The organism is Desulfoluna sp. (assembly GCF_030145185.1).
In the GTDB taxonomy this organism is placed as follows: domain Bacteria; phylum Desulfobacterota; class Desulfobacteria; order Desulfobacterales; family Desulfolunaceae; genus Desulfoluna.
In genome coordinates, this window is the sequence record NZ_JAQYWB010000109.1 from 1 (window position 1) to 12,176 (window position 12,176).

The following is a 12,176-nucleotide window of genomic DNA, read 5'->3' on the forward strand; positions in this document are numbered from 1 at the left end:
GCGCACCGCGGATTAACCGCTGCGGTCATGGAAGCCCATGTATTGATGTCTCTCCAGCAGTATGGAAATGGCAAAAGGTGTTGGTTTCTTGGGGGATGGTGCGCAAGCACACCCTGCGGTGTGACGCGTTGTCGCCGGCGTGGGGGCTGTGAGGGTAGGGTGTGCTTGCGCACCGCGGATTAACCGCTGCGGTCATGGAAGCCCATGTATTGATGTCTCTCCAGCAGTATGGAAATGGCAAAAGGTGTTGGTTTCTTGGGGGATGGTGCGCAAGCACACCCTACGGTGTGACGCGTTGCCGCCGGTGTGGGGGCTGCGAGGGTAGGGTGTGCTTGCGCACCGCGGATTAACCGTAACGGTTATGGAAGCCCATGTATTGATGTCTCTCAATCAGTATAGAAATGGCAAAAGGTGTTGGTTTCTTGGGGAATGGTGCGCAAGCACACCCTACGACTCTCCGGGCGAATGCGGACGCATTTCAGCCTCAAGAGACGCCTTCCGATGCGCATTCGCAAACCCGCTTTCAAGGTGGCCCACCTTGCCGCCGGAGGCTATTTTTTGATCTTTTTGAAAGGTTTTTGTCCATGATAGAACACGCGTGCGAAGTATTTCTTAAGGGGCGGTCCGTTCAGGACGGGGCGCATGATCTGGGCCATGTAAAGCGGGTGGTCGCACTTGCCCGGCGGATCGGTGAGGCGGAAGGGGCGAATCTGTCGGTGGTGGTACCGGCGGCGTGGCTGCACGATTGTGTGAGCGTGGCCAAGGACTCACCGGATCGGCCGCTGGCCTCCCGGTTTGCGGCAGAGGAGGCGGTGGGGTTTCTAAAGGGGCTTGGGTACCCGGCGGGACGATTGGATGCGGTGTACCACGCCATTGAGTCTCATAGCTTCAGCCTGGGAAAAGTTCCAGAGACTCTGGAGGCCCAGGTGGTTCAGGACGCCGATCGGCTGGACGCCATTGGAGCGCTGGGCATTGCCCGCTGTTTTTTGACTGGGGGGGCCATGGGCTCTGCCCTGTTCCACCCGGAAGATCCCTTTGGTCGGGGACGGACGCTTGATGACCGGGCCTATGCCGTGGACCATTTTTATCTGAAGCTCTTGACGTTGAAAGAGTCCCTGCATACGGACGCGGCCCGTCGGGAAGCCGGGCGTCGGCATGATTTTATGTGTGACTTCCTTGAGGAGCTGAAGCGGGAAGTCACACATGGGGGGTAGGGTGCGCTTTTGCACCCTGCGGGGTGATGCGACCCCATACATTGTGATGGCCTTCGGGCATTCCTGTGTGCCATGGGCCTTTTTACAGCGAAACCGAGATGGTTTCGGTGGCATTCGAGGTGAGGGTTCTGACGTAGGTGACGGTGGTCAGGTTCTCACCGGAGGCCACAATGGAGTAAGTCCCCGGAGGCAAGGCGATGAGGTAGATTCCGTCCGCCGCAAAGGATTGGGCGGTCATCTCATAAAGGGTGGAGAGGGAGCCGCCGCAGAGTCCTGATTTGCGGACGCTGATGGTGACGGAGTCATCGATGGCAGTGAGACCGGTGATGGTCACAGAAAGGGTCCCGGAGGTTGCGGCGGTGAGGGTGAAATCCTCGGTGAGGGTTGTTCCTGTGACGGTGGAGATGCGCTGGCATGCCGGGAGGAATCCCTCTTTGAACACAACGAGGGTTTCCTCGCCCGCCGGGACGCGCAGGAGGTAAGAGCCCCGATTGTCGGTGAGGGTTCCGGCGTGGACAGTGATTTCATCTTCGGGGAGAGTGGCTGCAGCGCTATAGGTCTGGGCTGTCACGAGAGCCCCTTGTTGGTCAGAGCCGGGGGTGTCCGTGACAGAGCCTTGGACCCCAGCCAGGGTCACGGTATCGATAACCTGGATGACGGGTTTCAGGAGCCACTTGCCGCTGCTCCCCGCTTCCACCACCGATTTCATGGCATTAAAGTCTATAATGAGTTTTGTCAGGCCGGCGGCCTCTATAGTAAACTGTTTGACGAGCTTGATGCCGGACTGATAGCCGCTGGGGACCTTGAGCTCATGGACGTCGTCATTGGAATCAATGACGTAGTTGGCAAAGGGGTGATCGGTGCCAAGGATGTTTTTTTCTGCATCCGGGGCGATGGCCAGTCGCAGGCGGAGCTGGTTGTAGGTCGCTGCGGGCAGATTGCGTGTGCCCAGATCTTTCAGGATGCCCCCGCTTAAATCCAGCAGGTTAATGGTTTCATTGACGATCTCTACCACCTGCCACCCGTTGTCGTCGTCATTGGAGGATTGCTTCACCTCCACCTGATTGACGCTGATATACACCGCTTTATAGGCCGAGGCGGGTGCATCGGTGAGGGATACATTGAGATCTCCTGCCCCGGATGAGGAACTGCTGGAGCTGGAGTTGCAGCCTGCGACCGCAAGAAGAGCAAGGGCCGCAAGAATTGAAATGAAGCGTCGAGTCATGGGATTCTCCTTTGGGGCGGGGGCGGTACTTCCGGGCGGGTGACCATGATGAATCGATGAGCCCTTGGTCTGCCGGCGAGAGGGCTCTCTGTCGACGTGTTGAATTGCCGCGTCGTTACACCCTTTGTGTGATGCCGTAATTCGATTGTGGGGTTTGAGTACGGCGTGTAAGGCTTTATTATACCTTTTTTATTCTGAACATCGAAGGGCTTTTCCGGGTTTTGGTTTGTTTTCTGACTTTGGAGAGGCGCTTTTTCGCTACTCATAAAAAAGTGGGTTGTCATCTTCTTTTAAAATAGGTATTTATCTATATATCCCCTCCCGGGGGATGGGTTCTTCTATCCCGTAGAAAGAGAGGCTCATGAGATGTCGGAAAAAGGGAAGCATCAAACCCATGATGAGATCGCCAAGCGGCTCAGGCGAGCGGGGGGGCACCTGAACAAGGTAGTGGCCATGATCGAGGGCGACGCGTCCTGCGTGGACGTGGCGAGGCAGCTTCATGCGGTGTACAAAGCCGTGCTTAATGCCAAGCAGGCCCTGGTTCGTGATCATATCGAGCACTGCCTGGATGAGCACGCCATCCGGGAACGGTCGGCTTCTGAGATTCGGTCGGAGTTGGCTGAAATAACGAAGTACCTGTGAGACGAGTATGAGCGAGCGCGAGGCGGCCTTGACGGCCAACATTACCCGGTACCCCTGGTATCTCTTTTTCCGGGATTGCTATTTTTGGGGACCCGCTTTTTTTCTCTATTTTACCTCGGTGCTGAGTCTCCCGGAGGCCCTTCATCTTGAGGCCATTTATTATGTGGGCGTGGCCGTGATGGAGGTCCCTTCGGGGTTTGTCTCTGATCGGTATGGAAGAAAACGCACATTGCTGCTCTCTTCCGCCTGCTTGAGCGTTGCCTATCTTCTCTTTTTTACCGGGCATTCCTTTGCTCAGTTTGCTGTGGCTCAGCTCTTCCTTGCCGTTGGCTTTGCCGCAGCCTCAGGAACGGACACGGCTTTTCATTATGAAAGTTTAAAAGGGCTGAACCGTGACGCGGAGTATGCCTTCCGGGAGGGGCGGGCCTTGCGGTTCAGTTTCCTGGCGGGGGGGCTGTCGGCCCTTTTGGGTGGGGTGATTGCCATGGGTCATTTGAGGTGGGTCTATGGGGTTTCGTTGATGGCTGTCACCATGTCGTGGGGCCTTGTTTTTTCCATGACGGAGCCGGAGGCGACCGGAAAGCTCACCACCGCTCCCCTGGGGCGGCAGGCTTACGGACTGATGGGAAAGGCCTGGGGGGCCAGGTTTCGGTTTTTTACCCTCTACACCCTTTCTATGACCGTTTTGATGCATCTTCCCTATGAGTTTTATCAGCCCTACCTCCACGGGATTGCTCAGAGAATGGGGACGGAGACGTCGTTGACCCCGATCCTTGCCGGAACACACCTGGCCCTTACCATGCTCGTCGGAGCCTGGTTTACCCGATATGCCGGCCGGATTCACCACCGTTGCGTGGTGCGCCGGACCCTTTTGGCCTGTGGCTTGTTTCAAGTCGTGCTGATGGGTGCCATGGCCCTGGTTGTGCATCCGGTGGTGGCCCTGATGCTGGTGGGGCGCACCGCCTCCCGGGCCGTTTCTACCCCCCTGGTGAATGCGGAACTGTCTCCTTTGCTTGAGCGTCACGAGAGAAGCACCTACCTTTCTCTTCAAAGTCTGCTGGGGCGTCTTTCGTATGGGGGGGTACTTTTGCTTCTGCCGGTGGGAGGAGGGTTTTTTATAGACGGTTTTCATGGCGCGCTGATCTGTGCGTTGGGTGTGGCGATCTTTCTTTTCGTCGTTCTTTGCTTGACTCCGTTTCCCCAGGACAAGACGCATCACTGCTGCCGGGATGGGGCCTCGCCCAAGGGGCACAGTCACAATGAACAGCCACCGGCCGAAGAAACAGTAAATTCCTAAGAAGCATACTCTCCGTGACGCTTGGAGGCCAGGATTCCCTATCTCGAGGGCACAGGTTTTTAAAAAAAGGGAAGGGTTTCCTTTTTTTCTGCGTAAAACGCTTCAGTTTTTTCTTTATTCGTGCGATCAGTAAAAAATAAGTTCCTTCAACCCTGACAGTCTTGGAGGCAGGTTCGGCCTGCGCCCAGGGGGCCGGGGGACGTTATTCCGGGCGTGTCTGCACTTTAGTTTTCAGCGGTGTGGGTGGGATGGTGAAAATAACAAGGGGGGATCGGTGCGTTTTCTTTGTTTTCCGAGAGGTCTGTTGTTTTTTCTGATTGGGGTCGTCGGGTTGCTGGTCATGTGGCCTGTGCCAGGCTGGGCGGCGGACCATGTCTATCTTGTGTTCGGGGGCGATGACAGTTACCCGCCTTACGAATACCTTGATGACCATGGGATGCCTGCAGGATTTGATGTGGACATTACCCGGGCCGTGGCGAAAGAGATGGGCCTCTTCAGCAGTCTCGATCTGATGATGTGGAGTGATGCCCGCAGCGCCTTGCTTGCTGGAGATGTGGATGTCCTCATGGGGATGTTTAAGAGCATTGATCGCCAGCGGCATTTTGCGTTCAGTACCCCCCATTATGTTGCCTCTTATGCCGTGTTTGTTCCCAGGGGCAGTTCTATTCACTCCATAGACGATATCCGGGGCCGACGGATTCTTGTCCAGGATGGGGATATTGGCCACGATTATCTTCTTCAGCAGGAAATGCCGGTAGAGATCGGGGTCCGCAAGAACGTCCGGGATGTGCTCAAGGCCCTTGCCGATGGTCAGGGGGAGGCCGCCCTGCTTTCCCGGATTCAGGGGTTGATGCTTTTAAAAGAGATGAAGAACACCTCAATTGTCCCTGTCGGGCCTCCGGTCCTGCAACAATCCTATTGCTTTGCCGTGAAAAAAGGGGATTATCAGGTCCTGTCCCTTCTTAACGAGGGGCTCAGCGCCATCAAGGCCTCGGGGCGGTACGACGAAATTCATGAAAAATGGTTTGGAGCCTACGAGCCTCGGGGGTTCAGCTCGTCGGAACTTCTTCGTTATCTGGCCATGGTGGGATTCCCCCTTTTGACGGTGGCCGTGCTTTTTTTCCTGTGGAACGCCAGCCTGAAGCGAAAGGTCGCCCGGCGGACAGACGAACTCTCCAGGGCCAATGAGATTCTGAGCCGTCAGATTGACGAAAGGCTTCTTGCCGAACGAGCGCTGCGATCCAGTGAGAGGCGTTACCGCGAGATTTATAATACCCCCAATGATGCGATTATTCTTCACGACGCAGTCGATGGGGGCATTTTGGATATCAACGAGCCCGGAGTGGCCATGTTGGGGTATTCGCGGGAGGAGCTTGTGGGGCGATCTATCGAAGGCCTCTCCTCGGGGGAGCCCGGATTTACGGGTGAGCTCGGCCTCAACCTGATACGAAAGGCCGCCCAGGGGCAGCCCCAGATGGCCGAGTGGCGAACCCGTCGTAAGGATGGGTCGGTGTTCTGGTCGGAGGTCTCCCTGAAACGGGCGGCGTTCGGTGATGAGACCTGTGTGGTCTCGGTGGGGCGGGATATCAGCCCCAGGAAAGAGGTCGAGGAGACGCTTTCCCAGGAAAAGGAGCGACTGGCCGTAACCCTTAGAAGCATCGGCGATGGGGTGATTACCAGTGATGTGGAGGGGCGGGTGGTCCTGATCAACAAAGTGGCCGAGAAGCTGACCGGCTGGACCCAGGCCGACGCGGCCGGCAAGCCCATGCTCGAGGTGTTTCGGATCATCAACGAGAAGACGCGCGAGCCCTGCGAGAACCCGGTGGAGAAGGTGTTGACCACGGGGAATACGATTACCCTGGCAAACCATACGGCCCTTATCGCCCGGGACGGCACCGAGCGGAGTATCGCCGACAGCGGGGCGCCCATCATGGATCGTACCAGCTCCATTGTGGGGGTGGTGCTGGTTTTTCGTGATGTGACGGATGAAAATCGCATCGAAGAAGAGCTGCTGAAGGTGCGAAAGCTGGAATCCGTAGGGGTTCTGGCCGGAGGCATCGCCCATGATTTTAACAATATTCTGATGGCAGTGCTGGGGGGTGTGAGCCTTGCGCGTACCTACAATCAAGAGAATTCCGAGTCTTACAGGCTCCTTTCCGATGTGCTGCGGGCCTGTGGCCGGGCCAAGGATTTGACGCAGCAACTTCTCACCTTTTCCAAAGGGGGCGATCCGGTGACTCGGGTCGCCTCGGTGGTGGATCTGGTGCGTGAGTCAGCCGGTTTTGTTCTTCATGGAGGCCGGGTTCGCTGTGATACCCATTTCGTCGACGATCTCTGGGCTGCTGAAATCGATTTTGGGCAGATCAGTCAGGTGGTTCAAAATTTGATTCTCAACGCGGTTCATGCCATGGATCAAGCTGGAGTGATCACGATTACCGCCGAGAATCATCGCATCGATCGCCGGGATATAGGGATCCTCCCCCTGAAGGGTGAGCGTTACGTTAAACTCACCTTCTGTGATGAGGGGACCGGCATTCCCGAGTCGTTGATTGACCGAATTTTCGACCCTTTTTTCACCACCAAGAAGACGGGCAGCGGCCTGGGGCTTGCCACCACCCATTCCATTGTGTCCAAACACGATGGCCATATTCAGGTGACGTCAACCCCCGGTGTCGGGACCTGTTTCACCCTTTATCTCCCCGCCTCGGAGGAGGTGCTTCCCGAGAGAATCGAGATTCCCGCCGGGGACTCGGTACAGGGGCGGGGCCGGATTCTGGTGATGGACGATGAAGAGATGGTGCGGGAGGTCGTGGAGGGCCTGTTGGATGCCTTGGGGTATGAGGTCCTGTTGACGGCCAGCGGTGAAGAGGCCGTGGCCGTTTACAGGGCGCGTCATGGCGGGCCTGAGCCGGTGGATGTGGTGATCACGGACTTGACGGTGGTCGGGGCCATGGGAGGGCTTGAAGCTGCCGGGCTGATCCGGCAATGGGATCCCGAAGCCCGGGTGGTGGTCTCCAGCGGGTACTCCAATGATCCGATCATGGCGGATTATCAGGCCCACGGTTTTTGTGCGGCCATTGTGAAACCCTATAGCCTGGCCGATCTTCGGGCGGTGGTCCTTGAGGCTCTGGAGCCTTGAGGACTGGCTGATCCTGTGGGGTATAATGGGGGTGAGACGGGTGTCTGGCTCGGATCAACGGGCGGTTGTACAAAATATGTAAACAATGTTGCGCGGAAGTCCCTGTTGTATATACTCTCCATGGGACTATGTGTTTAATATTTTTTTTGATTACCACTCTTTCTTGGCCACCATCAAGGACATGGGTGGTTTGTAAAAACCGTTCTTGGTTCTTGGTTCTTCGTTCGAGGAGTCGCTACGCTCCATCAATTTAAAACAAGCCGTGCGCTGGCAGCTGACGTTCCAAGCATTCATGGCTTATAACCTTGAGAGCCACGCAATCTTGGAACCTTGTTATTTCATTACGTTATAACTGGCGTTACATCTCCCTGGGATGGCTGTGAATAAGGGGGCATCAAATTCTTTTTGTCATCATGGCTGTTTGTGGGAGGGCACGTGTCACGCGTTCTGCAGGGAATCATCGTTATCAGCGGTCTGTTGTGTCTGCTATTGGTGTACCGGGGATTCCGGGTGGAGCCGGGCAAGGTGGTGGTTCGACATTTCACGGTCGCCGGGACGCCTCTGGCGGGTGCGCTCAAAGGAAAACGTGTGGTGGTGGTCTCCGACCTGCATCTGGGGGAAGGTGACGTACACCGTCTCCGGCTTCTTTCTCTTTTGGAGGCGAATTCCCCCGATTACCTTTTTCTTCTTGGCGATTACGTGCGGTGGGGGGGCGACTACAAACCCGCCTTTGATTTTTTGTCGAAGCTTGAGGCCCCCCTGGGTGTCTATGGTGTTCTTGGGGATTACGACCATCACAACTCACGGCAAAGCTGCCTGTTCTGTCACCCGCAGGGGCGTGGGGCGGCGACGATACAGCATTCCGTTCAATTTTTGATGAACCGTGAGCTTGTTCTGCCGGGCGAGAAAGGCCCCTTTCGCGTGGTGGGCCTGGACAGCGACCAGGGCGAGGCCGCAGAGATTGTGGCAAAACAGATCCCCACGTTGGTTTTGGCGCACGATCCTCTCTTGTTCGATACCTTTTCAGGTGAGGAAGGGGTGGTGATGGTGGCCGGGGATACCCATGGCGGGCAGATCCCCTTGCCTTCATTTGTCTGGCGCTTTCTTGGGTATGAAAAGAATGCCCGCTACAACGCCGGGTGGTTTCGAAAAGGCGATAATCGTCTATTCGTCACAACCGGTGTCGGGACGAGTCATCTCCCCTTCCGGCTGTTCTGCCCGCCGGAGGTGGTGGTCCTGAGTTTTGAGTGAAGGGGGACGGTTGACGGTACGTTGATCACCAAAGGAGCCACATGACTTTACGCACCTGCATTACTCAATTGGCGCTTATTTTTCTTCCGGCACTCCTGCTGGCGGGGTGTGCCGGGGTGCCCTCGGAGGACCGGGTGCTCTTTGATTTTGAGCAGGACGCAGAACTGGATCGTCTGCACTGGAAATGCGGCACCCTCTACTCTCTCTCCACCGATCACCCCACCCGGGGGGAACGATGTCTGAAAATGGAACTCTATCCTTCAGCGTATCCTGGCTTTTTCCCTAAGCTGAGCGTTTCAGATTGGCGGGGGTATACGGCCCTTGCCATGGATATTTACAATCCGTCGCCCCACGCCGTGGTTTTGACCCTGCGTGTGGATGACGAAAAAAAAACCTCCTACGCGCAGCGTTACAACGGGCGGGTGGTGGCTGAGCCGGGACGGACGGCCTTTGTCCTTCCTTTTGAGTCTCTGACGACCTCCGGGGACCGTCGTCCTTTGAATCTGAAACGGGTCTGGACCTTTCTTCTTTTTTCATCGCCGCCCGAAGAGAAACAGGTTTTGTATCTGGATGCGGTGCGTCTGGTCGCGGGTGAGACCCAGGAGGGCGCATGAATCGAAGGTGGGTGAGTGGGTTGAGCGGTCTGTTTTTTTTTCTCGTGGCCCCGTCGGTATGGGCCCTGTCTCCCAGTGAGGTGGCGGTGGTGTTTAACAAGGCGGTGCCCGTCTCTGAAACGCTGGCCGATGAGTATATGGCGCTGCGGGGGATTCCTTCCTCTCAAAAAATCGCTCTTTTTGTTTCCGATACGGAAAGGATCGATCGGAATCATTATGAAACCCGCATTGCTGAACCGGTACGGTTAGCGCTTTTGGCCATGCCTCGCATCCAATGTCTGGTGACCATGTATGGGGTTCCGCTTACGGTTGTGGACCCCGGGCTTACGCCCTCGGAGATGGAAACGCGCCAGCGCCTGGCCCAGGAACGCCTTGTGCTTGAAGCAAAACGGGCGGCGCATCCGGACGACAAGGGGCTGGATGCGGAATGGACGGACCTTCAACAGAGAGTGACCCAGGCCCAAAGAGCTCGGGACAAAAATGCCTCGGTGGATTCGGAGCTGATGCTGGTCAAACGTCCGGGGAGCCCCCTCTCTTTCTGGGTGGCTAACCCTCTTTTTGCGGCTCGCAGAGGTCAGGCGCGGGCGGGGGCCTCGGAGGTGCTTCTGGTGAGTCGTCTTGACGCTCCAGAACCCGCCACCGTCAGGCGATTGATGGCCGATGCGGTGGATGTCGAGGGCACAGGCCTTTCCGGTACCGCCTATTTTGATGCGAGGTGGAAGATGCCCGGAAAAAAGGACCTTGGAGGGTATGCGCTTTACGATCGCTCGATTCATCGAAGCGCCGATGCCTTGGAGACGCAGGCCTTTCTCACCGTCGTGAAAGATGCCCGGGAGGCACTGTTTTCTCCCCGGTCATGCCCGGATGCGGCCCTCTATTGCGGCTGGTACAGTCTGGGAACCTATGTGGACGCCTTTGACTGGAAAAAAGGCGCCGTGGGATATCATATTGCCAGTTCGGAGTGCACCACCTTGAAAAACGCGTCCAGTTCCATCTGGTGCGTGCAGATGCTGCAGCGGGGCGTAGCCGCCACCATTGGGCCGGTGGGAGAACCGTATGTGCAGGCGTTTCCCATGCCGGAGATGTTCTTTGGATTTCTGGCCGACGGGCGGCTGACCCTCGTGGAGTGTTATGCGGCGAGCCTTCCCTTTCTCTCCTGGAAAATGGTGCTGGTGGGGGACCCCCTCTACCGGCCGTTCTATGCCAAGCCGGCGTTGCGAAACCGATAACCTTAGAAAAAAAGGTTGTGCTGAAAAGGGTCCGGTCCCTGAGTGTGGCAGGCTTTTCTATCCCAGTGGGGGGCGTTTTCGTTGGGGCGGTGATTTCCGGGAGATATCTCTACTCCTGATGGCGGGGATTTGATATAGTACCGGTTTTCTGGTCATGAATGACATGTGAAAAGGGCCAGAATACGGAACTGTCAAGGGAGACGCCCCTTTTAAAGGGTGCCCTGTTTTTAGGTATGTATCATAACCGCCGGCATCAGGGGCGGCATAACAAAAACCCGGTTTGCATCCGTGCGCGCGGAAGGGGGGCTTTCGCCAGCCGCTGCTTGCAGACAGTCGGGCCCTATGGTTTGGTTTTCATGACATACAGAGTTGCAATCAACGGATATGGTCGTATCGGGCGGTGTATTCTTCGTGCCCTTTACGAGTCCGGTCACCGGGATGACTTGGTGATCGTTGGGATCAATGAACTTTCTGATATTGAGTCCATCGCTCACTTGACGAAGTACGATTCGACCCATGGACGGTTTAACGGCGAGGTTTCCTGTGTAGGAGACACCCTGATGGTCAACGGCGATCCCATAGCTGTGACCTGCCGGAAAGATCTTTCACAGTTGCCTTGGGACACGCTTGGTGTGGACGTGGTGATGGAGTGTACGGGGCGTTTTACCCAGCGCTTTATGGCTGAGAAACACCTGGAGGCTGGCGCCGGCAAGGTGGTGTATTCCTGTCCGGCCGAGCCGGATGTGGATGCCACCATCGTTTACGGCACCAATCACGATACGTTGAAAAAAGAACACACCGTGATCTCCAACGCCTCGTGTACCACCAACTGCATTGTGCCGGTCATTGAAACTCTGGATAAGGCGTTCGGCATCGAGAGCGGGGTGATCACCACCGTGCACTCCATGATGAACGATCAGCCGGTTATCGACGCTTATCATGATCAGGATCTTCGGAAAACGAGAAGCTCAAGCCATTCCATTATCCCTGTAAACACAGGCCTTGCCAGGGGGCTGGATCGGATTTTACCTCATCTTGAGGGGCGCTTCGAGGCGCTCTCCCTTCGGGTTCCGACCTTAAACGTGTCGGCCATGCAGCTCACCGCCCAGGTGCGGGAGAAGAGTGACGCGAAGGCGGTGAATGAGAGTCTGTACCGGGCCGCAAACAACGGAATGAACGGGATTCTGGGTTACACCGAGGTGCCTCTGGTCTCCTGTGACTACAATCACGACTCCCACTCCTCTGTGGTGGACGGCACCCAGACCCGGGTGTCCGGCCACACCGTGAGTGTTCTTGCCTGGTTTGACAATGAGTGGGGGTACGCCAACAGGATGCTCGATACCACGCTGGCATTGCTCAAGGCGTCTAACCCGGATATTTCATGAGAAAACAATCAGGACTAAGGAATAATCCGTAATGACAGTTCTTCGCAGTCATATTTTCAGTCGTTTCAAAAATGCAAAATGTAATCCACGGTATTCTGTCTGATTTTCTCACCCTTCGGGCGAGCCGGGTGCACTCATCTGCCGCGTTATCAGAGCTTTGAGGTAAACCACTACATCTTC

The 12,176-nt window shown here is 56.3% G+C and carries 9 protein-coding genes; 8 read left to right on the top strand and 1 reads right to left on the bottom strand.

Annotated elements, in window-relative coordinates:
- Nucleotides 1-584 precede the first annotated feature (584 nt).
- A complete protein-coding gene (locus tag Q1Q75_RS21275) occupies nt 585-1,214 on the top strand; it encodes an HD domain-containing protein (protein WP_300674988.1) in 630 nt (209 codons plus the stop codon).
- An 82-nt stretch (nt 1,215-1,296) separates the two neighbouring features.
- On the opposite strand, the gene Q1Q75_RS21280 is transcribed toward Q1Q75_RS21275, so the two are convergent.
- Nucleotides 1,297-2,439, bottom strand: coding sequence for a DUF4382 domain-containing protein (locus Q1Q75_RS21280; RefSeq protein WP_300674990.1), 1,143 nt, complete (start codon nt 2,437-2,439; stop codon nt 1,297-1,299).
- A 366-nt stretch (nt 2,440-2,805) separates the two neighbouring features.
- Here Q1Q75_RS21280 and Q1Q75_RS21285 point away from each other — a divergent pair, with 366 nt between their 5' ends.
- The 7 genes from Q1Q75_RS21285 (at nt 2,806) to gap (ending at nt 11,996) form a co-directional block, all read left to right on the top strand.
- Nucleotides 2,806-3,081 (top strand): metal-sensing transcriptional repressor, encoded by a 276-nt coding sequence (locus Q1Q75_RS21285; protein ID WP_300674992.1) that lies wholly within the window; start codon nt 2,806-2,808, stop codon nt 3,079-3,081.
- Nucleotides 3,082-3,088: 7 nt separating this feature from the next.
- On the top strand, nt 3,089-4,378 hold the full coding sequence (locus tag Q1Q75_RS21290; protein WP_300674994.1) for an MFS transporter: 1,290 nt from the start codon (nt 3,089-3,091) through the stop codon (nt 4,376-4,378).
- 304 nt (nt 4,379-4,682) lie between these two features.
- A complete protein-coding gene (locus Q1Q75_RS21295; RefSeq protein ID WP_300674996.1) occupies nt 4,683-7,517 on the top strand; it encodes a transporter substrate-binding domain-containing protein in 2,835 nt (944 codons plus the stop codon).
- 435 nt (nt 7,518-7,952) lie between these two features.
- On the top strand, nt 7,953-8,768 hold the full coding sequence (locus Q1Q75_RS21300; RefSeq protein ID WP_300674998.1) for a metallophosphoesterase: 816 nt from the start codon (nt 7,953-7,955) through the stop codon (nt 8,766-8,768).
- A gap of 41 nt (nt 8,769-8,809) precedes the next feature.
- Nucleotides 8,810-9,382: a hypothetical protein gene (locus Q1Q75_RS21305; protein WP_300675000.1), complete on the top strand. Its 573-nt coding sequence runs from the start codon at nt 8,810-8,812 to the stop codon at nt 9,380-9,382.
- A complete protein-coding gene (locus Q1Q75_RS21310; RefSeq protein WP_300675002.1) occupies nt 9,379-10,611 on the top strand; it encodes a TIGR03790 family protein in 1,233 nt (410 codons plus the stop codon). The genes Q1Q75_RS21305 and Q1Q75_RS21310 overlap by 4 nt, the downstream gene beginning before the upstream one ends.
- Nucleotides 10,612-10,967: 356 nt before the next feature.
- Nucleotides 10,968-11,996 (top strand): type I glyceraldehyde-3-phosphate dehydrogenase, encoded by a 1,029-nt coding sequence (gene gap, locus Q1Q75_RS21315; RefSeq protein ID WP_300675004.1) that lies wholly within the window; start codon nt 10,968-10,970, stop codon nt 11,994-11,996.
- Nucleotides 11,997-12,176 lie beyond the last annotated feature (180 nt).